The 23054-nt window shown below is 70.1% G+C and carries 21 protein-coding genes; 1 reads left to right on the top strand and 20 read right to left on the bottom strand.

All coding sequences use genetic code 11. The features are described 5' to 3' along the window. Window positions 1-29: 29 nt before the first annotated feature. The 6 genes from carB to pyrR form a co-directional block, all read right to left on the bottom strand. On the bottom strand, window positions 30-3338 hold the full coding sequence (gene carB, locus FHX80_RS01285) for a carbamoyl-phosphate synthase large subunit (RefSeq protein WP_145762394.1): 3309 nt from the start codon (window positions 3336-3338) through the stop codon (window positions 30-32). Continuing rightward, window positions 3331-4473: a glutamine-hydrolyzing carbamoyl-phosphate synthase small subunit gene (gene carA / locus FHX80_RS01290; protein ID WP_145762395.1), complete on the bottom strand. Its 1143-nt coding sequence runs from the start codon at window positions 4471-4473 to the stop codon at window positions 3331-3333. The genes carB and carA overlap by 8 nt, the downstream gene beginning before the upstream one ends. After that, window positions 4470-5048 (bottom strand): PH-like domain-containing protein, encoded by a 579-nt coding sequence (locus FHX80_RS01295; RefSeq protein WP_145762396.1) that lies wholly within the window; start codon window positions 5046-5048, stop codon window positions 4470-4472. Before FHX80_RS01295 ends, carA begins: the two co-directional genes overlap by 4 nt. Beyond that, the gene (locus tag FHX80_RS01300) at window positions 5045-6331 is read right to left on the bottom strand and encodes a dihydroorotase (protein ID WP_145762397.1); all 1287 of its coding nucleotides are present in this window, start codon (window positions 6329-6331) and stop codon (window positions 5045-5047) included. The genes FHX80_RS01295 and FHX80_RS01300 overlap by 4 nt, the downstream gene beginning before the upstream one ends. Before the next feature lie 2 nt (window positions 6332-6333). After that, the gene (locus tag FHX80_RS01305) at window positions 6334-7326 is read right to left on the bottom strand and encodes an aspartate carbamoyltransferase catalytic subunit (RefSeq protein ID WP_145762398.1); all 993 of its coding nucleotides are present in this window, start codon (window positions 7324-7326) and stop codon (window positions 6334-6336) included. An 87-nt stretch (window positions 7327-7413) separates the two neighbouring features. Further along, a complete protein-coding gene (gene pyrR, locus FHX80_RS01310; protein ID WP_145762399.1) occupies window positions 7414-7998 on the bottom strand; it encodes a bifunctional pyr operon transcriptional regulator/uracil phosphoribosyltransferase PyrR in 585 nt (194 codons plus the stop codon). 221 nt (window positions 7999-8219) lie between these two features. Here pyrR and bldD point away from each other — a divergent pair, with 221 nt between their 5' ends. Then, entirely contained in the window at window positions 8220-8720 is a 501-nt protein-coding gene (bldD, locus tag FHX80_RS01315) for a transcriptional regulator BldD (protein ID WP_014157378.1), read from the top strand. 171 nt (window positions 8721-8891) lie between these two features. Here bldD and nusB read toward each other — a convergent pair whose 3' ends face one another. The 14 genes from nusB to FHX80_RS01385 all read right to left on the bottom strand — a co-directional run bounded on the left by nusB (window position 8892) and on the right by FHX80_RS01385 (window position 22953). Then, complete coding sequence (gene nusB, locus FHX80_RS01320) at window positions 8892-9323, bottom strand: transcription antitermination factor NusB (RefSeq protein WP_024490948.1); 432 nt, start codon at window positions 9321-9323, stop codon at window positions 8892-8894. A 2-nt stretch (window positions 9324-9325) separates the two neighbouring features. Further along, on the bottom strand, window positions 9326-9892 hold the full coding sequence (gene efp, locus FHX80_RS01325; RefSeq protein WP_145762400.1) for an elongation factor P: 567 nt from the start codon (window positions 9890-9892) through the stop codon (window positions 9326-9328). Between the two features lie 50 nt (window positions 9893-9942). Next, entirely contained in the window at window positions 9943-11049 is a 1107-nt protein-coding gene (locus tag FHX80_RS01330; protein ID WP_145762401.1) for an aminopeptidase P family protein, read from the bottom strand. 109 nt (window positions 11050-11158) lie between these two features. Further along, window positions 11159-12040, bottom strand: a complete 882-nt coding sequence (locus FHX80_RS01335) for a Pro-rich N-terminal domain-containing protein (RefSeq protein WP_145762402.1) — start codon at window positions 12038-12040, stop codon at window positions 11159-11161. Between the two features lie 139 nt (window positions 12041-12179). Continuing rightward, entirely contained in the window at window positions 12180-12620 is a 441-nt protein-coding gene (gene aroQ, locus FHX80_RS01340) for a type II 3-dehydroquinate dehydratase (RefSeq protein WP_145762403.1), read from the bottom strand. Beyond that, window positions 12617-14251, bottom strand: a complete 1635-nt coding sequence (aroB, locus tag FHX80_RS01345; RefSeq protein ID WP_145762404.1) for a 3-dehydroquinate synthase — start codon at window positions 14249-14251, stop codon at window positions 12617-12619. The genes aroQ and aroB overlap by 4 nt, the downstream gene beginning before the upstream one ends. Then, entirely contained in the window at window positions 14248-15432 is a 1185-nt protein-coding gene (gene aroC, locus FHX80_RS01350; RefSeq protein WP_145762405.1) for a chorismate synthase, read from the bottom strand. The genes aroB and aroC overlap by 4 nt, the downstream gene beginning before the upstream one ends. A gap of 235 nt (window positions 15433-15667) precedes the next feature. Next, window positions 15668-16123 carry a serine/threonine protein kinase gene (locus FHX80_RS01355; protein WP_145762406.1) on the bottom strand — a complete coding sequence of 152 codons (456 nt, stop codon included), beginning with the start codon at window positions 16121-16123 and terminating at the stop codon, window positions 15668-15670. Window positions 16124-16231: 108 nt separating this feature from the next. Beyond that, window positions 16232-17080, bottom strand: a complete 849-nt coding sequence (locus FHX80_RS01360; protein ID WP_145762407.1) for a shikimate dehydrogenase — start codon at window positions 17078-17080, stop codon at window positions 16232-16234. Next, complete coding sequence (gene mltG / locus FHX80_RS01365) at window positions 17067-18905, bottom strand: endolytic transglycosylase MltG (protein ID WP_145762408.1); 1839 nt, start codon at window positions 18903-18905, stop codon at window positions 17067-17069. Before mltG ends, FHX80_RS01360 begins: the two co-directional genes overlap by 14 nt. A gap of 95 nt (window positions 18906-19000) precedes the next feature. Further along, on the bottom strand, window positions 19001-19474 hold the full coding sequence (gene ruvX, locus FHX80_RS01370) for a Holliday junction resolvase RuvX (protein ID WP_208764561.1): 474 nt from the start codon (window positions 19472-19474) through the stop codon (window positions 19001-19003). A gap of 8 nt (window positions 19475-19482) precedes the next feature. Beyond that, a complete protein-coding gene (alaS, locus tag FHX80_RS01375) occupies window positions 19483-22152 on the bottom strand; it encodes an alanine--tRNA ligase (protein WP_145762410.1) in 2670 nt (889 codons plus the stop codon). Then, window positions 22152-22505 (bottom strand): DUF6167 family protein, encoded by a 354-nt coding sequence (locus FHX80_RS01380; RefSeq protein ID WP_145762411.1) that lies wholly within the window; start codon window positions 22503-22505, stop codon window positions 22152-22154. Before FHX80_RS01380 ends, alaS begins: the two co-directional genes overlap by 1 nt. Window positions 22506-22512: 7 nt before the next feature. Further along, complete coding sequence (locus FHX80_RS01385) at window positions 22513-22953, bottom strand: DUF948 domain-containing protein (RefSeq protein WP_145767018.1); 441 nt, start codon at window positions 22951-22953, stop codon at window positions 22513-22515. Between the last annotated feature and the right edge of the window lie 101 nt (window positions 22954-23054).

Here is a 23054-nt window from a genome sequence, read left to right on the forward strand (position 1 = left end):
CGTTTCCGGTGTCCCCCTGCTGGGCTTCTCTAGTCGCGGGCCGCGGTCAGATGTTCCGCGTGTTCCTGGAGGGAACGGACGCCCACGTCGCCGTGGGTGAGGGCGTCGATGCCCTGGACCGCCGCGGCGAGCGCCTGGACCGTGGTCAGGCACGGTACGGACCGGGCGACGGCCGCGGTACGGATCTCGTAGCCGTCGAGCCGGCCGCCCGTTCCGTACGGCGTGTTGACGATGAGGTCGACGTCGCCGTCGTGGATCAGCTGGACGATGGTCTTCTCACCGTTCGGGCCCTCGCCCTCGGACTGCTTGCGCACGACCGTGGCGTTGATGCCGTTGCGCTTGAGCACCTCGGCGGTGCCGGAGGTGGCCATCAGCTCGAAGCCGTGGGCGACCAGCTCGCGGGCCGGGAAGATCATCGAGCGCTTGTCGCGGTTGGCGACCGAGATGAAGGCGCGGCCCGTGGTGGGCAGCGGGCCGTACGCGCCGGCCTGCGACTTGGCGTACGCCGTGCCGAAGGCCGAGTCGATGCCCATGACCTCGCCGGTGGAGCGCATCTCCGGGCCGAGGACCGTGTCGACGCCGCGGCCGTGGATGTCGCGGAAGCGCGACCACGGCATGACGGCCTCCTTGACGGAGATCGGCGCGTCCAGCGGCAGCGTGCCGCCGTCGCCGTGCTTCGGCAGCAGGCCCTCCTCGCGCAGCTCGGCGACGGTCGCGCCCAGCGAGATCCGGGCGGCGGCCTTGGCGAGCGGGACCGCGGTCGCCTTCGAGGTGAAGGGGACGGTGCGCGAGGCGCGCGGGTTGGCCTCGAGGACGTAGAGGATGTCGCCGGAGAGCGCGAACTGGATGTTGATCAGTCCGCGTACCCCGACGCCCTTGGCGATGCCCTCGGTGGAGGCGCGCAGCCGCTTGATGTCGTAGCCGCCGAGGGTGATCGGTGGCAGTGCGCAGGCGGAGTCCCCGGAGTGGATACCGGCCTCCTCGATGTGCTCCATGACGCCGCCGAGGTAGAGCTCGGTGCCGTCGTAGAGCGCGTCGACGTCGATCTCGATGGCGTCGTCGAGGAAGCGGTCGACCAGGACCGGCCGGGTGGGGCTGATCTCGGTGGACTCGGAGATGTACGAAGCCAGCCGGGTCTCGTCGTACACGATCTCCATGCCGCGGCCGCCGAGCACGTACGACGGGCGTACGAGGACGGGGTAGCCGATCTCGTCGGCGATGGCCTTGGCCCCGGCGAAGGTGGTGGCGGTGCCGTGCTTCGGGGCGGGCAGGCCGGCCTCGGCCAGGACGCGGCCGAAGGCGCCGCGGTCCTCGGCGGCGTGGATCGCCTCCGGCGGGGTGCCGACGATGGGCACACCGTTGTCCTTGAGCGCCTGGGCCAGGCCGAGCGGGGTCTGGCCGCCGAGCTGGACGATGACACCCGCGATCGGGCCGGCGAGGGACTCCGCGTGCACGATCTCCAGCACGTCCTCGAGCGTCAGCGGCTCGAAGTACAGGCGGTCGGAGGTGTCGTAGTCCGTGGAGACGGTCTCCGGGTTGCAGTTGACCATCACGGTCTCGTAGCCCGCGTCGCTCAACGCGAAGGAGGCGTGGACGCAGGAGTAGTCGAACTCGATGCCCTGGCCGATGCGGTTGGGGCCGGAGCCGAGGATGATCACCGCGGGCTTGGTGCGGGAGGCGACCTCGCTCTCCTCGTCGTAGGAGGAGTAGAAGTACGGGGTCTTCGCGGCGAACTCGGCTGCGCAGGTGTCGACCGTCTTGTAGACCGGGCGGATGCCGAGCGAGTGCCGCACCTCACGGACGACGTCCTCGCGCAGGCCGCGGATCTCGGCGATCTGGACGTCCGAGAAGCCGTGCCGCTTGGCCTCGGCCAGCAGCTCGGGGACGAGCTTGTCGGCGGCGGCCAGCTCGTCGGCGATCTCCTTGATCAGGAAGAGCTGGTCGACGAACCAGGGGTCGATCTTCGTGGCGTCGAAGACCTCGTCCTGGGTGGCTCCGGCCCGGATCGCCTGCATGACGGTGTTGATCCGGCCGTCGGTCGGGCGGACCGCCTCGGCCAGCAGCGCGGCCTTGTCGCCGGGCTCGCCGGTGAAGGCGAACTGCGAACCCTTCTTCTCCAGGGAGCGCAGCGCCTTCTGCAGCGCCTCGGTGAAGTTCCGGCCGATCGCCATGGCCTCGCCCACCGACTTCATGGTGGTGGTGAGGGTGGAGTCGGCGGAGGGGAACTTCTCGAAGGCGAAGCGCGGGGCCTTGACCACGACGTAGTCGAGGGTCGGCTCGAACGACGCCGGGGTCTTCTCGGTGATGTCGTTGGGGATCTCGTCGAGCGTGTAGCCGACGGCCAGCTTGGCGGCGATCTTGGCGATCGGGAAGCCGGTGGCCTTCGACGCCAGCGCCGACGAGCGGGAGACGCGCGGGTTCATCTCGATCACGATGACCCGGCCGTCGACCGGGTCGATGGCGAACTGGATGTTGCAGCCGCCGGTGTCGACGCCGACCTCGCGGATGATCGCGATGCCGATGTCGCGGAGCCGCTGGTACTCGCGGTCGGTGAGCGTCATCGCCGGGGCGACGGTGATCGAGTCGCCCGTGTGGACACCCATCGGGTCGAAGTTCTCGATGGAGCAGACGACCACGACGTTGTCGTTCCGGTCGCGCATCAGCTCCAGCTCGTACTCCTTCCAGCCGAGGATGGACTCCTCCAGGAGCACCTCGGTGGTCGGGGAGAGCGTGAGGCCCTGTCCGGCGATGCGGCGCAGCTCCACCTCGTCGTGGGCGAAGCCGGAGCCGGCACCGCCCATGGTGAAGGACGGACGGACGACGACGGGGTAGCCCCCGAGCGTGTCGACGCCCTTGATGATGTCGTCCATGGAGTGGCAGATGACGGAGCGGGCGGACTCGCCGTAGCCGATATTCGCCTTGACGGCCTCGACGACACCCTTGAAGAGCTCGCGGTCCTCGCCCTTGTTGATGGCCTCGACGTTGGCGCCGATGAGCTCGACGCCGTACTTCTCCAGGACACCGTTCTCGTGCATGGAGATCGCGGTGTTCAGCGCCGTCTGGCCGCCGAGGGTGGGGAGCAGCGCGTCGGGGCGCTCCTTGGCGATGATCTTCTCGACGAACTCGGGGGTGATCGGCTCGACATAGGTGGCGTCGGCGATCTCCGGGTCGGTCATGATCGTCGCCGGGTTGGAGTTCACCAGGATGACGCGCAGGCCCTCGGCCTTGAGGACGCGGCAGGCCTGGGTGCCGGAGTAGTCGAACTCGGCGGCCTGCCCGATGACGATCGGACCGGAGCCGATGACCAGGACGGACTGGATATCGGAGCGCTTAGGCACGCTGGCCCTCCATCAGGGATACGAAACGGTCGAAGAGGTACGCGGCGTCGTGCGGGCCGGCGGCGGCCTCGGGGTGGTACTGGACGCTGAAGGCCGGCCGGTCGAGGAGCTGGAGGCCCTCGACGACCTGGTCGTTCAGGCAGACGTGCGAGACCTCGGCCCGCCCGTAGGCGGTGTCGGAGACCTTGTCGAGCGGGGCGTCGACGGCGAATCCGTGGTTGTGCGCGGTGACCTCGACCTTGCCGGTCGAACGGTCCTGCACGGGCTGGTTGATGCCGCGGTGGCCGTACTTCAGCTTGTACGTGCCGAAGCCGAGGGCGCGGCCCAGGATCTGGTTGCCGAAGCAGATGCCGAAGAGCGGGGTCTTCCGCTCCAGGACGCCCTGCATGACGGAGACCGGGTGGTCGGCGGTGGAGGGGTCGCCGGGGCCGTTGGAGAAGAAGACGCCGTCGGGCTTCACCGCGTACACCTCCTCCAGGGTGGCGGTGGCGGGCAGCACGTGCACCTCGATGCCGCGCTCGGCCATCCGGTGCGGGGTCATGCCCTTGATGCCGAGGTCGACCGCGGCAACGGTGAACTTCTTGGTGCCGATCGCGGGGACGACGTAGGCCTCCTTCGTGGCGACCTCGGCGGAGAGGTCGGCGCCGGTCATCTCGGGGGTCTGGCGCACCTTGGCGAGCAGCGTACCGTCGTCGGCGAGTGCGTTGCCGGAGAAAATGCCGACGCGCATCGCGCCGCGCTCGCGCAGGTGGCGGGTGAGCGCGCGGGTGTCGATGCCGCAGATCCCGACGACGCCCTGGCTCACGAGCTCCTCGTCGAGCGAGCGCTGCGAACGCCAGTTGGAGGACACCCGGGCGGGGTCGCGCACGACGTAGCCGGCGACCCAGATGCGCTTCGACTCGGGGTCCTCGTCGTTCACACCGGTGTTGCCGACGTGCGGGGCGGTCATCACGACGACCTGGCGGTGGTACGAGGGGTCGGTCAGCGTCTCCTGGTAGCCGGTCATGCCGGTGGAGAACACCGCCTCGCCGAAGGTCTCCCCCACAGCCCCGTAGGCACGGCCGCGGAAGGCGCGGCCGTCCTCCAGGACGAGTACGGCGGGAGCCTTGGCGGCTCCCCGGGTGGAGATCGTCATCGTGCGGTGCCTTCCGTAGAGCTGGCGAGTTGGTTGACGGCGTCGACCCAGGCAGGGTGTTCGGCCGAGTGGTCGGAGCGGAATCCGGAGTCGATCAGCTGATCACCGAGCGCCCAGGTGATGATCAGCAGACCGCCCTCGGGGAGGACCTTGCCCGCGAGGGCCTTGTCGGTCCGGGCCTCGCGGAGGTCGGCGGCGGGGACGAAGAAGTCCGTCGCGCCGGGCCGCACGACGTCGAGGCCCTGTTCGGTGAGGGTGAGCTCGACGCGGCTGCGGGTGCCGAGGCCGTGGGCGACGATGCGGTCGAGCCACTGCCCGGCCGTCGTCGAGGCGTGGTAGCGCCCGGTCAGGGTGAGGATTTTCTCGCCGTCGGCGAATCCGTCCGGGGTGGTCGCGAGCTCGGACAGTCCGGACTGGAGGCTGCCGCGCCACTTCCATCCCTGGCGCATCAGCCAGTAGATGAAGGCGACGAGGACGATCAGTCCGATCACCCAGCTGATGCGGGCGGACCAGTCGGTCACCTCCGCCGACTTCTGTTCGGCGGCCAGTTGGTAGAGGGGGGTCAGTGTTGTCACGCGAGCTTCCCGTCGACGACCGTGGCACGGCCCCGCAGGAAGGTGTGGGTCACTCGGCCCGGCAGCTCGCGCCCCTCGTAGGGAGTGTTGCGGCTGCGGGAGGCGAAGCCCGCGGGGTCCACCGCTCCACGGTATGCCGGATCGACCAGGGTGAGGTTGGCGGGCTCGCCCGCCGCGACGGGCCGGCCGTGGCCGTCCAGCCGGCCGATGGCGGCCGGGCGCAGCGACATCCGGTCGGCGACGCCTGCCCAGTCGAGCAGTCCGGTCTCGACCATCGTCTGCTGGACCACGGAGAGCGCGGTCTCCAGGCCCACCATGCCCATGGCGGCCGCGGCCCACTCGCAGTCCTTGTCCTCGTGCGGGTGCGGGGCGTGGTCGGTGGCGACGCAGTCGATGGTGCCGTCGGCGAGGGCCTCGCGCAGGGCCAGGACGTCGGCCTCGGTGCGCAGCGGCGGGTTCACCTTGTAGACCGGGTTGTAGGAGCGTACGAGCTCGTCGGTGAGGAGCAGGTGGTGCGGGGTGACCTCGGCGGTGACGTTCCAGCCCTTGGACTTGGCCCAGCGGACGATCTCGACGGAACCGGCGGTCGACAGGTGGCAGATGTGCACCCGGGAACCGACGTGGGCGGCGAGCAGCACGTCGCGGGCGATGATCGACTCCTCGGCGACCGCGGGCCAGCCGCCGAGGCCGAGCTCGGCCGAGACGACGCCCTCGTTCATCTGGGCGCCCTCGGTGAGGCGGGGCTCCTGGGCGTGCTGGGCGACGACTCCGTCGAACGCCTTCACGTACTCCAGCGCGCGGCGCATGATCACCGCGTCGTCGACGCACTTGCCGTCGTCGGAGAAGACCTTCACTCCGGCGGCCGAATCGTGCATGGCGCCGAGTTCGGCGAGCTGCTTGCCCTCCAGGCCGACGGTGACGGCGCCGACGGGCTGCACGTCGCAGTAGCCGGACTCCTTGCCGAGCCGCCAGACCTGCTCGACGACACCGGCGGTGTCTGCGACCGGGAAGGTGTTGGCCATGGCGTGCACGGCGGTGAAGCCGCCGATCGCAGCGGCCCGGGTGCCGGTCAGGACGGTCTCGGAGTCCTCCCGGCCGGGCTCGCGCAGATGGGTGTGGAGGTCGACGAGGCCGGGCAGCAGGACCTGGCCCGCCGCCTCGACGACGGTGGCGTCGGCGGCGTCGAGGCCGGTGCCGACCGCCGCGATGGTCTCGCCGTCGATCAGGACGTCCTGCGGCTCGCCGCCGAGGACCTTCGCGCCGCGGATAAGGATCTTGCTCATGGTTACTTGTTCTCCTCGGTACGGGCGGCGGGCGACGGGTGGGTGGTGGCGGGCTCGGAGCCGCCCAGCAGCAGGTAGAGCACGGCCATCCGGATGGAGACTCCGTTGGCGACCTGCTCGACGACCGTGCAGCGGTCGGAGTCGGCGACCTCGGCGGTGATCTCCATGCCGCGGACCATCGGGCCGGGGTGCATGACGATGGCGTGCTCGGGCATCTTCGCCATCCGCTCGCCGTCCAGGCCGTAGCGGCGGGAGTACTCCCGCTCGGTCGGGAAGTACGCGGCGTTCATCCGCTCACGCTGCACACGGAGCATCATCACCGCGTCCGACTCCGGCAGCACCTTGTCGAGGCTGTAGCTGACGTCGCACGGCCACTGCTCGACGCCGACCGGGACCAGGGTCGGCGGGGCCACCAGGGTGACATGGGCGCCGAGGGTGGTCAGCAGGTGGACGTTGGAGCGGGCGACCCGGCTGTGCAGGATGTCGCCGACGATCGTGATGCGGCGCCCGTCGAGGTCCTTGCCGAGTCCGGCGTCGGCCCCGACCAGTCTGCGGCGCATGGTGAAGGCGTCCAGGAGTGCCTGGGTGGGGTGTTCGTGGGTGCCGTCGCCGGCGTTGACGACCGCGCCGTCGATCCAGCCCGAGGTGGCCAGACGGTAGGGGGCGCCGGAGGCGCCGTGCCGGATGACGACGGCGTCGGCGCCCATCGCCTCCAGGGTCAGGGCGGTGTCCTTGAGCGACTCGCCCTTGGAGACGGACGAGCCCTTGGCGGAGAAGTTGATGACATCGGCGGACAGCCGCTTGGCGGCTGCCTCGAAGGAGATGCGGGTCCGCGTCGAGTCCTCGAAGAAGAGGTTGACGACGGTCCGGCCGCGCAGGGTCGGGAGCTTCTTGATCGGCCGGTCCGCGACTCTGGCCATTTCCTCGGCGGTGTCGAGGATCAGGACGGCGTCGTCGCGGGTGAGGTCGGCGGCCGAGATGAGGTGGCGCTTCATCTGGGTGTTCTCCGGGTGGCTGGAGGATTCAGGCGTGCGGGCGCGCGGAAGCCGCGGTACGGCGGGTGGGCCGTACGGGAGGTGTGGCTACTGCCGGCCCGCCGGGGCGGTCCGCTCGACACCGAGCAGCACGGCGTCGCGGCCGTCCTCCTCGGCGAGCTGGACCTTGACCGTCTCCCGCAGCGACGTGGGGAGGTTCTTGCCGACGTAGTCGGCACGGATCGGGAGTTCGCGGTGTCCGCGGTCGACGAGGACCGCGAGCTGCACGGCGCGCGGGCGGCCGATGTCGCCGAGCGCGTCGAGCGCGGCGCGGATCGTACGGCCGGAGAAGAGGACGTCGTCGACGAGGACGACCAGGCGGCCCTCGATGCCCTCGCCGGGGATCTCGGTGCGTGCCAGGGCCCGTGCCGGGTGCATCCGCAGGTCGTCGCGGTACATCGTGATGTCGAGGGAGCCGACCGGCATCTTCCGGCCGGTGATCTCTTCGAGCTTGTCGGCGAGCCGGCGGGCGAGGAAGACGCCGCGGGTCGGGATGCCGAGAAGCACCACGTCGTCGGCGCCCTTGGCGCGTTCGACGATCTCGTGGGCGATGCGAGTGAGTACTCGGGCGATGTCGGGAGCCTCGAGAACGGGGCGTGCCGCATTGCCGGTGGCGTCGTGCTGTGCGTCCATAAGAAACGGACCTCCTTCTCCGCCTCACTGGACGGATCTTAAAGGACGTCGAAATTGCGTCATCAACGTTACCAGGGCTTGTGCAGGGCCCTCGTCGCACCCCCTGGAGGTGCCGGTCCGGAGCTTTCAGCTTGACGCACCCAAGTAACGCTGCGTAACCTCACAGTGAGTTACCAGCCACGCGGCGGAGCCGCGAAATGTTCCAGCGTCCCGGGAGCCTTATGTCCAGCGAATACGCAAAGCAGCTCGGGGCCAAGCTCCGTGCCATCCGCACCCAGCAGGGCCTCTCCCTCCATGGCGTCGAGGAGAAGTCCCAGGGCCGCTGGAAGGCCGTCGTGGTGGGGTCGTACGAGCGCGGTGACCGTGCCGTGACCGTACAGCGCCTCGCCGAGCTGGCCGACTTCTACGGTGTCCCGGTGCAGGAGCTCCTGCCCGGCACGACACCCGGCGGCGCAGCCGAGCCGCCGCCGAAGCTCGTTCTGGACCTGGAGCGCCTCGCCCACGTCCCGCCGGAGAAGGCCGGACCGCTGCAGCGCTACGCGGCAACGATCCAGAGCCAGCGCGGCGACTACAACGGCAAGGTGCTCTCGATCCGCCAGGACGACCTGCGCACGCTTGCCGTGATCTACGACCAGTCGCCGTCCGTGCTCACGGAACAGCTGATCAGCTGGGGCGTGCTGGACGCGGACGCGCGCCGCGCGGTCGCCCACGACGAGGGCTGAGCACCCCCGCAGAAACGTACCGCCGGATCGGCGGGGCCCTTTCCCGGATGCCCCGCCGGTCCGGCGTTCCTGTTTCCCGGCACCCCGCCCCGGCGGGGTGGGCCGGAGTACGACGAAGGGCCCCCGGTCTGCTTGACCGCGGGCCCTTCGTCGGCTGAGCGCCGCCGGCGGCTACTGCTCCCGGCGAAGGTTCGGCTTGAGGTCCTTGAAACGGGCCAGCAGGCCGTTCACGAAGGACGGGGAGTCGTCGGTGGAGAACTCCTTGGCGATCTGCACCGCCTCGTCGATCACCACCGCGTCCGGGGTCGCGTCCACCCAGATCAGCTCGTACGCACCGAGCCGCAGGATGTTCCGGTCGACGACCGGCATGCGGTCGATCTCCCAGTCCACGGCATAGGTGACGATGAGGTCGTCGATCCGGTCCGCATACTGCGCGTACCCCTCGACAAGCTCCATCGTGTACTCGGTGACCGGCGGCTGACGGGTGTCGGACCGCGAGTGCCGCACCCAGTCCGCGAGGACCGTCTGCACGGACTCACCGCGCTGGTCGGCCTCGAAAAGGATCTGGAAGGCGCGCTTGCGGGCCGTATTCCGGGCAGCCACGGTTAGCTGTTCACCCGGCCGAGGTAATCGCCCGAACGCGTGTCGACCTTGATCTTCTCACCGGTCGTGATGAAGAGCGGAACACCGATCTCGTAACCGGTCTCCAGCGTGGCGGGCTTGGTGCCACCGGTGGAACGGTCGCCCTGGACGCCCGGGTCGGTGTGCTGGACGACGAGCTCGACGGCGGCCGGCAGCTCGACGTAGAGCACCTCGCCCTCGTGCTGCGCCACGGAGGCGGTGAAGCCCTCGATCAGGAAGTTGGCGGCGTCGCCGACGGACTTGCGGTCGACCATCAGCTGGTCGTAGGTGTCCATGTCCATGAAGACGAAGTACTCGCCGTCCATGTACGAGAACTGCATGTCGCGTCGGTCGATGGTGGCCGTTTCGACCTTCACACCGGCGTTGAACGTCTTGTCGACGACCTTGCCGGAGAGCACGTTCTTGAGCTTGGTGCGCACGAAGGCAGGGCCCTTGCCGGGCTTGACGTGCTGGAACTCGACGACGGACCAGAGCTGGCCTCCGTCGAGCTTGAGCACCAGGCCGTTCTTGAGGTCGTTCGTGGAAGCCACGGTTGCGGAATCTCCTGGACTGAAGCTGGTGGAACGACCGAGGATGCGCGCTAGAGCGCGAGCAGCTCCTTGGTCGTAATGGTGAGTAGCTCGGGTCCGCCGTCCGCCTCGGGGCGCACGACGAGCGTGTCATCGATCCGGACTCCGCCCCGGCCCGGGAGGTGGACCCCCGGTTCGACGGTGACCGGCACACAAGCGTCCAGTTTACCCATGGCATCAGGTGCCAACTGCGGGTCCTCGTCGATTTCGAGCCCCACCCCGTGCCCGGTCCGGGGTGTGAGGCCCTCGCTGTGGCCCGCGGAGTCCAGGAGCTGGCGGGCGGCACGGTCCACGTCACGGTAGGCGGCACCGGGCACAAGAGCCTCCCGTCCAGCCCTCTGAGCGGCGAAAACCAGGTCGTAGAGCTCGATCTGCCAGTCGGCCGGAGCCGTTCCGATGACGAAGGTACGGCCGATCTCGCACCGGTAGCCGCGGTAGTTCGCGCCGAGGCGGACGGAAAGGAAATCTCCTTCCTCCACCCTTCGGTCCGAGGGCCGGTGGCGGCCCCGGCCGGAGTTTGGACCGGTGGCGACGGAGGTGGCGAAGGCGGGGCCGTCGGCGCCGTGGTCCACCAGCCTGCGCTCCAGTTCCAGCGCGAGGTGCCGTTCGGTCCGGCCGACCAGGATCGATTCGAGGAGTTCGCCGAGCGCCTGGTCGGTGATCTCGGCGGCGATCCGCAGGCAGCCGATCTCCTCCTCGTCCTTGACGATGCGCAGCTGCTCGACGGTGACCCCGAGGTCGGCCAGCCGGAGCTTCGGAGCGACCGCGCCCATGGCCCGGTGCCGGGCGACCGTCAGATCGTGCTCCTCGACGGCCAGGGACTCCGCGCCGTGGGAGGCGGCCAGATCGGCGGCGGCGACCACCGGATCGCCCCCGGTGACCGACAACCGGTCCACCCGGAGCCGCTCGTCGGTACGCCCTTCGGCCAGGTCACCGGTCGGGGGGCGCGGGCAGAGCAGAACGTCCTCGTCGGGGCCGAGCAGCAGCACGGCGCCCGGGGGCGCTCCGCCCGCCAGATAGTGGACATTGGCGGGGCGGGAGACCAGGGCGGCCGCGGATCCGACGGCGGCGCACCGGTCGCGGAGCAGCCCGCGGCGGACGGCGTACACCTCTGACATGCATCGAGCGTACGAGCGCGGGCGCGAGCCCGCCCGGTCAGCGCACCCGACCGGGGGGCCCGGCGGGCGGTGGAGGTGGGCGTGGAGGCGGAGCCGTCCGACGCCGCGGCTACCAGGCCGGGGGGCTGGCTATGGAGCGGGCGAGTATGTCGTCCAGGACGCGGGCGGTGGTCTCCACGTCGTACGTCGAGTTGTCGATGATCGGCAGCCCGGAGCCGTACCAGCCGGCCATCCGGCCGTGGATCCGGGCGACTTCCTCGTCCGAGAGGCGGCGGTTGCCGCTGCGGGCGGCGTTGCGCTCCAGGACGATCTCCAGGCCGGGCAGCAGGACGACGGGCAGCAGCCCGGGGCCGACATGGCGCTTCCAGCCGCCGAGGCCGACCACGGGGCGGTCCGGGAAGACCGCGTCGTCGAGGATGCAGGAGATGCCGTTGGCCAGGAAATTGCGGGCGGCGAAGCCACAGGTGCGACGGGCCAGGCGGTACTGGGCCTCGGACTGGTCGTTCCACCCGGCCTGCGGGTCCGCGAAGCCGGAGCAGACCCACTCCCGGACGTCGTCGAGGCTGACGTGAGCGGTGGGGACCCGGCGGCGGCTCGCCCAGAGCTTGGCCACGGTGGTCTTCCCGGCGCCTGCGGGGCCGATCAGGAGCACGGCGAGGGTCGCGGTGCCGGTCCCGGGCTCGGCGGGCGGCGCCGGCAGCGCCACGGGCCCGCCGGGTGGCAGTTGGACCTGCCCAGTGGTCTCCCTGGAGACCGGCACGGGGGCCTGCTGTGGTGCGGGCGCGCTCCAGGACTGACTCTGCCCCTGGCGGGCGGGCGGGTCCGGTGGCGGCGGGACGGGGCGGCTCGACGGGGGCGGGCCCGGGTGACCGCTCGGGGGCTGGACCGGCGGACCGGGGTGGCCGGGGTGCTGGGCCTGGTGCGACCAGCCGACGGGGCCGTTTCCGGGCCCCTGGGGCGGCGGCAGCGGTGCCCCCACTGCGTGCTGCATCCGGTGGCACTCCGTCTCGTACAGGCAACTGGCGCTGGTGGAACGGCAACCGTACCGTCCCCGGCCGCCACAGAGGGAACGGCCGGGGACGGTGCGGAGTGCCCGGTCGGCCAAGTCGGCCGTCCGGTGCGACGGTCCGTCAGTCCGTCAGCTCGTCCGCGAGAGCGCGCAGGGCGAGCCGGTAGGAGCCGACGCCGAATCCGGCCACGGTCCCGGTGGCGACCGGTGCGACCACGGAGTTGTGGCGGAATTCCTCCCGTGCGTACGGGTTCGAGATGTGCACCTCGATCAGCGGGGCGGTGCGCTGGGCGGCCGCGTCCCGCATACCGTACGAATAGTGCGTGAAGGCACCCGGGTTGAGAACGACCGGAATTGAACCGTCCGCGGCCTCGTGGAGCCAGCGGATCAGCTCCCCCTCGTCGTTGGTCTCCCGGACGTCGACGTCGAAGCCGAGCTCCTTGCCGAGGGTGCGGCAGACGTCGACGAGTCCGGCGTACGAGGTGGCTCCGTAGACGTCGGGCTCACGGGAGCCCAGCCGGCCGAGGTTCGGCCCGTTGAGCACGAGGACCCGGCGGGTCACGCCGACACCTCCCCGTAGGCGGCGAGCAGGACGGCCGGGTCGGGGCCCTCCAGGACGGTGGGCTTTCCGAGGCCGTCCAGGACGATGAAGCGCAGCAGATCGCCGCGGGACTTCTTGTCGACCTTCATGTTCTCCAGCAGCTTGGGCCACTGGTCGCCGCGGTAGGTGAGCGGCAGTCCGACGGACTCCAGGACGGCACGGTGCCGGTCGGCGGTCGCGTCGTCGAGGCGGCCGGCGAGGCGGCCCAGTTCGGCGGCGAAGACCATGCCGACCGAGACGGCCGCGCCGTGGCGCCACTTGTAGCGCTCGTTCTTCTCGATCGCGTGGGCCAGGGTGTGGCCGTAGTTGAGGATCTCGCGCAGCCCGGACTCCTTGAGGTCGCTGGAGACGACCTCCGCCTTGACCCGGATGGCGCGCTCGATCAGCTCGCAGGTGTGCGGTCCGGCCGGCGTACGCGCACCCTGCGGGTCCGCCTCGACGAGGTCGAGGATCGCCGGGTCGGCGATGAAGCCGGCCTTGATGATCTCGGCCATGCCGCTGACGTAGTCGTTGACCGGCAGCGAATCGAGGGCGGCGAGGTCGCAGAGCACTCCGGCAGGCGGGTGGAAGGCGCCGACGAGGTTCTTGCCCTCGGCGGTGTTGATGCCGGTCTTGCCGCCGACGGCCGCGTCCACCATGGCCAGGACGGTGGTGGGTACGGCGATCCAGCGCACTCCGCGCAGCCAGGTCGCCGCGACGAACCCGGCGACGTCCGTGGTCGCGCCGCCGCCGACGCCGACGATGACGTCGCTGCGGGTGAAGCCGGTCTGGCCGAGCGCCTTCCAGCAGTAGGCCGCGACCTCGACGGTCTTGGCCTCCTCGGCGTTCGGCAGCTGGATGGCGATGGCCTCGTAGCCCTGGTCGGCAAGGTCCTGGCGGACCGCCTCGCCGGTCTCGGCGAGCGCCTCGGGGTGCAGGACCGCGACGCGCTTGACGCGGTCACCGATGAACGTCGGCAGCTCGCCGAGGAGCTGCCGGCCGATCACCACCTCGTACGGGTCGGTGCCCGCGCTGCCGGCGATCTGGATGCGTGTGGGGCCCTGGTCCGTCATCGTTGAGTTCTCCCGGCCGGACGACGCCGCGTCCGGCAGTTCCAGTGCGTCGAGGACCGCCTGGGCGACCTCTTGCGGTGTGCGCTCGTCGGTCGCGACGACCGCGCGGGCCACGTCCGTGTAGAGGTGGCGGCGGGCCTCCATGAGTTCGCGCCACTGCCGGCGGGGATTCACGGCGAGCAGCGGACGCGCGGTGTTCAGCCCGACCCGTTTGACCGCCTCGTCGACATCCATCGAGAGGTAGACGACGGCATGGCCGGCCAGCAGGGTGCGCGTCGTCTCGTCGAGGACGGCGCCGCCGCCGAGCGAGAGAACGCCCGTGTGCTCGGCGACCGCGGCCCGGACGGCCCGGCTCTCCAGCTCGCGGAAACGCTCCTCGCCCTCGTCGTAGAAGATCTCCGCGATCGGCTTCCCCGCCGTGGCCACGACATCGGCGTCGGTGTCCCGGTAGGTGGCGCCCAGCCGTTCGGCGAGCAGCTCGCCGACGGTGGACTTGCCGACGCCCATCGGGCCGACGAGGACGATCAGCGGGGCGCTCATCGGATCTGCAGGTGGTCGAGGTACGACTGCACATTGCGGTGGGTCTCGGGGACGCTGTCGCCACCGAACTTCTCCGCGACCGCGTCGGCGAGCACCAGCGCGACCATCGCCTCGGCGACGATCCCGGCGGCCGGTACGGCACAGACATCGGAGCGCTGGTGGTGGGCCTTGGCGGGCTCGCCGGTCACCACGTCGACGGTGGCCAGGGCGCGCGGCACGGTCGCGATGGGCTTCATCGCGGCGCGGACGCGCAGCAGCTCGCCGGTGGTCAGTCCGCCCTCGGTGCCGCCGGCACGGCCGGAGGCCCGCTTGATGCCGTCCTCGGTGACCAGGATCTCGTCGTGCGCCTGCGAGCCCGGCACCCGGGCCAGGTCGAAGCCGTCGCCGACCTCGACGCCCTTGATGGCCTGGATGCCCATGAGCGCGGCGGCCAGGCGGGCGTCCAGCCTGCGGTCCCAGTGCACGTGCGAGCCGAGGCCGACCGGCACTCCGTACGCCAGCACCTCGACCACACCACCGAGCGTGTCGCCGTCCTTGTGGGCCTGGTCGATCTCGGCGACCATCTGCTTGCTCGCGGCGGCGTCGAGGCAGCGCACCGGGTCCGCGTCGAGCTTCTCGACATCGGCCGGGGTCGGGTAGACCCCGTACGGAGCCTTGGCGGCGGCCAGCTCGACGACATGGCTGACGATCTCGATGCCGGCCGTCTCCTTGAGGTACGACCGGGCGACGGCGCCGAGGGCGACGCGGGCCGCGGTCTCCCGGGCGCTGGCGCGCTCCAGGATCGGCCGGGCCTCGTCGAAGCCGTACTTCTGCATGCCGGCGAGGTCGGCGTGGCCGGGCCGGGGACGGGTCAGCGGGGCGTTACGGGCCTGGGCGGCCAGCACGTCGGGGTCGACCGGGTCGGCCGACATGACCTGCTCCCACTTGGGCCACTCGGTGTTGCCCACCATCACGGCGACCGGCGAGCCCATGGTCAGGCCGTGCCGTACCCCGCCAAGGAAAGTGACCTCGTCCTTCTCGAACTTCATCCGAGCGCCGCGGCCGTATCCGAGCCGCCGCCGGGCGAGCGCGTCCGCCACCATCTCCGTGGTGACCGGGACACCGGCGGGAAGGCCCTCCAGCGTCGCCACCAGTGCGGGGCCGTGCGACTCCCCCGCGGTCAGCCAGCGCAACCTGCTCAACGGTGCTCCTCATGCTCGCGCCTGAAATCCTACGGCGCGACCGGGTGCGCGGCCCTGGCCCGCCGCCCCCGATCCTCCCACGGACGGGGGTGCGGTCCGGCCGCCGGTCCAGCAGACGGACGGATCAGATGCCGAATGCGTGCGCGCAACCTCGACCGATGTGTCCCGGCGAGTTCGGACCGGGGCGGCTCCGAGGCAGCCTCACCCTAGGAGCCGCACGCGGTGGTCCGCCGGTTCAGCCGCAGTTGCCGTACGGGCTGGTGTAAAGGATGTCGTGCGGGAGGCTGGCCCCGTACTCCTCGAAGTAGGCCCAGAACCTTACGCACTTGCCCGGCGCGTTCAGGTAGACGGGACCGGCGTAGTACTTGTAGTCGCCCTGGTCCTTCTTCATGCTGCCGCCCTCGGCCTGGATGCCCGCGCCCAGTCCGGTAGCCGTCCCGTAGACCCAGCCCATGTCGCTGTGCTTGACCGTGACAGCACAGTTGTTGCGCGACGAACTGTTGTACAGAAGGTACGCCGTGACCGAGGCCCCCCAGCCGATCGTCGCCTTGCGCTGAATGTAGTACCCCGAGCCGCAGGCGGACTGAGCCGCACCGTCCGGGGTGGCGGCCTGTGCCGTTCCCGTGCCCGTCACCACCAGCCCGAAGACTGCGATGAATATCGCCATGAGGCGCCCGACCGACTTACGCATGGTTCTCCCCTCCCCGCGGCACACTGCTGCGCCGCATCTCGAAAGAAGAATCTAGGTGTGGACGATCATGAACAGCACACGTATTCCAGCCATCCGCAAAAGTGGCTGTTATGCGCCGGGCAGTCTGCCCCTCAACGCTTCCTCCCCGGCAGCACGCAGCGTGCCGACGCGGCAAGAGGCCAGACCCGTCATCTGCTCGACCTGGAGGACGGCCTGGTGCACCAGGAGATCGAGACCTCCGACGACTGCGCCGCCGCTGTCCGCCCAGGCGGCTGCGAGTCGGGTGGGCCAGGGCTCGTACAGCACGTCGAAGAGTGTGCCGGGAGCCTTCGGTACCGATCCCGTCAGCACGTCCGTGGCCCCGGCCGGAGTGGTCGCGATGACCAGCGGGGCGTGCAGTGCCTGCTCGGCCTCCGCCCAGTCGGCGATGCGGACGTCGACGCCGAGCCGTTCGCCCCAGCCGCGCATCTCGTCACCGCGTCCCCGGCTCCGGACGTATGCCGTGACCGTTCCCGTGCAGATCTCGGAGAGGGCGGCGAGCGCGGAGGACGCGGTGGCTCCGGCGCCGAGGACGGCCGCGGACTCGGCCTTCTCCACACCGCGCTCACGCAGGGCGGCGACCATGCCCGGGATATCGGTGTTGTCGCCGAGCCGCCGGCCGTCCTCGGTGAGGACGACCGTGTTCACGGCCTCGACCGAGGCAGCGGTCCCACTGACGGAATCCAGCAGCGGAATGATCGCCCGCTTGAGCGGCATGGTCAGTGACAGCCCGGCCCACGTGCCGTCCAGCGCCTCGATGAAGCCGGGCAGTGCCTGCTCGTCGATCTCGAACCGGTCGTAGGACCAGTCGTCGAGGCCGAGTTCTGCATACGCGGCCCGGTGCAGGACCGGGGAGAGCGAGTGGGCGATGGGTGAGCCGAGGACGGCCGCACGGTGGCGCCGGTCAGTCGAGGGCATCGAACTTTCCCTTGAGCTTCAGGAATTCGTCGTAGTTCTTGGCGAACTCGGTCTTGCTGTTGCCGTCGGTCGCCACGAAGTAGATCCAGCCGTCCGTGGTCGGATGCAGCACCGCCGCCAGGGCTTCTTCGCCGGGATTACCGATCGGCCCCGGAGTCAGCCCTGTCCGGGTGTACGTGTTGTACGGATCGTGATTCTCCTTGATCTCCTTCACGGTGATCTTGATCTCGCTCTTGCCTCTGAGGTAGTTGTAGGACGAGTCGAACTGGAGGTATTGGTTGGTCTCGGTGTTCGTCGCCTTGAGACGGTTGTAAACGACCTCGGCCATCTTCCGGAAGTCTTCGTGGGTCTTGCCCTCGGCCTGGACCAGGCTCGCCGTGGTGAGCAGTTCCCAGGCATTGGCCAGATGGTGCTTCTTGGCGTTGGCCACGAGGTCGATCTTGTCGTACTCGGAGTTGGCGCGCTCGACCATCTTCTTGAGGACGGACTCCGGCTTCATGCCCTTGGTGACGGGGTACGCGGCCGGATAGAGGAATCCCTCCAGGGGGTCCTTGACCTTGGCGTGCCCCTTCGCCCAGGGCGGCAGACCGAGGTCGGCGGCATTGGCCTTGGCGATCCCCTTGGTCGTGCCCTCCTTGAGCCCCAGCCGCGTGTCGATCTTCGCGTAGATCACACCGTTGCGTGTGCCCTCCGGAATGATCAGAAGATTCTGGCTCTTCGGGTCGACCAGCATCTTCACGGCCTCGGCCGCCGACATCTTCTCGTGGAGGAGATACACGCCGGCCTGGATGAGCTTGCCCTTGGAATTCTCGTTCTGCGCCGACACGAACGCGTCGACGCTCTTGACCACATCGTGCTGCTTCAGGATGTTGCCGATGTCGGATACGTACGCGCCCTTGGGGATCTCGATCTCGACCGAACCCGAGCCGCTGCCGACGTAGTCCGGCGCATCGCCGAACTTGTCCTGGTAGAACGAGTAGCCGAAGTAGGCCGCTCCGCCGAGGCCGCCGACCAGGACGAGGGAGACGACCAGGCAGGCACAGCCGCTTCGGCTCTTCTTCTTGCCCTTGCCGCGACGCTCGCCGCCGCCCCTGCGGGATTCGCGCGGGTCGTCGTCGTACTCGTCGTCCTTGCCCTCGGCGTCGGCGTCGTCGGCGCCCGTGAAGAAGGGGTGGGTCTCCTCCGGCTGGACCTCCGGGTCCCAGTCGGGGTTCTGCGCCGGGGCCGGTTCGGGCACGGCCTCGCGGCGGCCCGGGGGCTGCGGCGGCGGGTAGGCATCAGGGGTGCCGTAGGAGTCGTCGGCGCCGTAACCGGCCGGCTGGCCGTACGGGTCGCCGGGCTGGCCCCCGTGCGGCATCGCAGCGGGCTGCTGTCCGGTGTCCCAGCCGCCGTCGTAGGGAGCCTGCCCGCCGTACGGGTCCTGCTGGGCGCCGTACGGCGGCTGCTGCTGGTACTGCGGCTGCTGGGCGTAAGGATCCTGCTGGTGCTGCTGGCCGGCGTACGGGTCCTGCTGCTGCGCGTACGGGTCCTGCGACTGACCGGCGTACGGGTCCTGCGACTGACCGGCATACGGATCCTGCGGCCGGCCCGCGTACGGGTCCTGCGGCTGCTGCTGCGCGTACGGATCCTGCGGCTGGTGCTGGGCGGCGTACGGGTCCTGCGGCTGCTGCTGAGCGGCGTACGGGTCCTGCGGGTAGGGCTGTTGCTGGCCGCCGTACTGGCTCTGGCCGTGGGCAGGCTGCTGGCCTCCCCATCCCTGGTCCCCGTACAAGGGATCCTCGGGATGCCACGGTTCGGAGCCGGGGCCCCGGCCATACTCAGTCATCGATCCCCTTGAGCCGCGAGACGACGTTCCGTCTCTTTGCTGTGCGATGTTTATTCGAACACCGCCGCATCGCGCGGAACGTTACCGTATCGCGATCAGACAACCACTTCGACGCCTTCGCCGGGAGGATTACCCGAAGCCCGTTCGGACTCCAGAGCGTTCTGAAGGATCACCACAGCGGCAGCCTGGTCGATGACGGATCGGCCTTTTTTGGACTTCACGCCCGATGCGCGCAGGCCTTGACTGGCCGTCACTGTGGTCATCCTCTCGTCCACCAATCGCACCGGAATGGGTGCGACCGCGCGGGCGAACACATCGGCGAAGGCACGGACCTTGACCGCGGCCGGTCCCTCTCCACCGCCGAGGGACCTGGGCAGGCCGACGATGACCTCGATCGGCTCGTACTCCTCGACGATCTGCCCGAGCCGCCGGTGGGCGGCCGGGACATCGCGTCCCGGTACCGTCTCCACCGGCGTGGCGAGGATCCCGTCGGGGTCGCACGAGGCGACCCCGATACGGGCGTCCCCGACGTCGATCGCCAGTCGGCGACCGCGGCGCATCTGCGTCATGTCCGCCGTCACGCCGTCTCGGCGACGAGGCGTTCGACGGCGGCGACGGCGTCGCCGACAGCGTCCGGGTTCGTGCCGCCGCCCTGGGCGACGTCCGGCTTGCCGCCGCCGCCACCGCCGAGGGTCTTGGCGGCGGTACGGACCAGGTCGCCGGCCTTGAGGCCGCGCTCACGGGCGGCCTCGTTGGTGGCGATGACGGTCAGCGGCCGGCCGTTGGCCGTGGTGAACAGGGCCACGACGGCCGGGCGGCCGCCCTGGATGCGCCCGCGCACGTCGAGGACCAGCTTGCGCAGGTCGTCGGCCGAGGTGCCGTCCGGCACCTGACCGGTCACCAGGGCGACGCCCCGTACGTCCTTGGCGGAGTCGACCAGTCCGGCGGCGGCCTGAAGGACCTTCTCCGCGCGGAACTTCTCGATCTCCTTCTCGGCGTCCTTCAGCTTGCCGAGCATCCCGGCGATCTTCTCCGGGAGCTCCTCGGGGCGGCCCTTGACCAGCTCCTGGAGCTGGGCGACGACCGTGTGCTCCTTGGCGAGGAAGTGGTACGCGTCGACGCCGACGAGGGCCTCGATGCGGCGCACACCGGAGCCGATGGACGACTCGCCGAGCAGCTTCACCAGGCCGAGCTGGGCGGTGTTGTGGACATGCGTGCCACCGCACAGCTCCTTGGAGAAGTCGCCGATGGTGACGACCCGGACCCGCTCGCCGTACTTCTCGCCGAACTCGGCGATCGCACCCTGCTTCTTGGCCTCGTCGATGGACATGACCTCGGCCTGGACGTCCAGCTCGCGGGCCAGCACTTCGTTGATCTTCTGCTCGACGTCGGTGAGGACCGTGCCGGGAACGGCGGCGGGCGAGCCGAAGTCGAAGCGGAAGCGGCCCGGAGAGTTCTCCGAACCGGCCTGGGCGGCCGTCGGGCCCAGGGCGTCGCGCAGCGCCTGGTGCGTGAGGTGGGTGGCGCTGTGCGCGCGGGCGATGGCCCGGCGGCGGGTGTTGTCGATGGAGGCCAGGACGCCGGCGCCGACCGTCACCTCGCCGACCTGGACCGAGCCCTTGTGCACCGAGACGCCCGGGACCGGCTGCTGGACGTCGCGCACCTGGATGACGGCGCCGGTGTCGAGCCGGATGCGGCCCTGGTCGGCGAGCTGACCGCCGCCCTCGGCGTAGAACGGGGTGCGGTCCAGGACGACCTCGACCTCGTCGCCCTCGGAGGCGGCGGGCGAGGGCACACCGTCGACGAGGAGGCCGACGATCGTCGACTCGCCCTCGGTGGTGGTGTAGCCGGTGAACTCGGTGAGGCCGGAGTTGTCGGCGACCTCGCGGTAGGCGGACAGGTCGGCGTGACCGGTCTTCTTGGCCTTGGCGTCGGCCTTGGCCTTGTCCCGCTGCTCCTGCATCAGGCGGCGGAAACCGTCCTCGTCCACGGACAGGCCCTGCTCGGCGGCCATCTCCAGCGTGAGGTCGATCGGGAAGCCCCAGGTGTCGTGGAGCAGGAAGGCCTTGTCGCCGGCGATGACCCGGCCGCCGGCGGCCTTGGTCTCGGTGACGGCGGTCTCGAGGATGTTCGTGCCGCCCTTGAGGGCCTTCAGGAAGGCGGCCTCCTCGGCGAGGGCGACGGTCTCGATGCGCTTGCGGTCGGTGATCAGCTCGGGGTACTGCATCCCCATGGTCTCGATCACGACACCGACCAGCTCGTTGACGACAGAACCGGTGGCGCCCATCAGCCGCATGTTGCGGATGGCCCGGCGCATGATGCGGCGCAGCACGTAGCCACGACCCTCGTTGCCGGGGGTGACGCCGTCGCCGATGAGCATGACGGAGGTACGGATGTGGTCGGCGACCACGCGCAGCGAGACGTCCGTGCCCTGGGCGGCGCCGTAGCGCACGCCGGTGAGCTCGGTGGCCTTGTCCATGACGACGCGCAGGGTGTCGGTCTCGTACATGTTCTGCACGCCCTGCAGGATCATCGCGAGGCGCTCGAGGCCGAGGCCGGTGTCGATGTTCTTGGAGGGCAGGTCGCCGAGGATGGGGAAGTCGTCCTTGCCGTCGCCGGCGCCGCGCTCGTACTGCATGAAGACCAGGTTCCAGATCTCCACGTACCGCTCGTCGTTGACGGCCGGGCCGCCCTCGACGCCGAACTCGGGGCCGCGGTCGTAGTTGATCTCGGAACAGGGGCCGCAGGGGCCGGGAACGCCCATGGACCAGAAGTTGTCCTTCTTGCCCAGGCGCTGGATGCGCTCGGCCGGCACGCCGATCTTGTCGCGCCAGATCTGCTCGGCCTCGTCGTCGTCGAGGTAGACCGTGATCCACAGCCGCTCGGGGTCGAGGCCGAAGCCGCCGTCCGCCACGGAGCCGGTGAGCAGCTCCCAGGCGTACTCGATGGCGCCTTCCTTGAAGTAGTCGCCGAAGGAGAAGTTCCCGCACATCTGGAAGAAGGTGCCGTGCCGGGTGGTCTTGCCGACCTCTTCGATGTCCGGTGTACGGACGCACTTCTGCACGCTGGTGACGCGCGGGGCGGGCGGCTTGACCTCGCCGAGGAAGTAGGGCTTGAAAGGCACCATGCCGGCCGGGACCAGCAGCAGAGTCGGGTCGTCCGCGATGAGCGACGCCGAAGGGACGACGGTGTGACCGCGCTCCTCGTAGAAGCTCAGCCAGCGGCGACGAATTTCAGCCGACTCCATCAGTGGTCCTCATTCCGGTTGTACGAGTTGTAGGGGAGCTTGCGGTATCCGGCGGGCGTCCTGCGCCCGTCGGACTCCGCCGCCTCGACGGCGAAGTGGCGCTGCACGGGGAGGTCGGGGTCGACCGGGGCTTCGAGCCCCAGCGCCTCGCCCAGTTCGACCTCGCGTCTGGCCATGCCCTCGCGGACGTCCAGGGCGAAGTCCTTGAGCTTGTGACCGGCCACGACCGCCTTGTCGGCGGCCTGCGCCGCGAGGCTTTCGGGGGTCAGCTGCTTGATCTTCCGGTTGACCTTGGCGGTGGCCCAGACTCCGGCGGCTGCGCCGGCGGTGAACCAGAACGTACGGCGGAACATCGCTGCGTCAATCCTTCGATCCGCGGGATTTTCTGCCGTCGCGCTTCCTGCCACGCGCGGACGGCACGGTCCGGCCGACGATCACCGATCGCCTGGAACGCGCTTCCGGTTCGGGGGCGGTCCTGCGGCCGATGGCCTGCCGGACCCCGTAGCCGAACGCCGCGACCTTGACCAGCGGGCCGCCGAAGGTCGAGGCGACGGTGGTGGAGAGCGCTGAGGCGTTGGAGGTGACCTCCTGGACGTCCGTCGCGATCGCGTCGACCTTGTCGAGCTGGGTCTGCGCGGAGCGTACGGTCGCGGAGGCGTCGGCGAGCAGCGGGACAGCCTGTTCGGTCACGTCCGCCACGAGTTTGGTGGTCGCCCTGAGTGTCTGGGCGAGCCTCACCAGCACGACGGCGAGGAACGAGACCAGGATCGCCCAGAAGACGGCCACCAGGATCCCGGCCACCTCGCCACCGGACACAGTGCACCGCTCTCTCTGGCTTGTCGTCTGTCTCTGTCTTGTTCTCTGCTCGTTCGGCGTCGGCCTTCGTAGCGGCCGGTCACCGC

The organism is Streptomyces brevispora (assembly GCF_007829885.1).
GTDB lineage: Bacteria > Actinomycetota > Actinomycetes > Streptomycetales > Streptomycetaceae > Streptomyces > Streptomyces brevispora.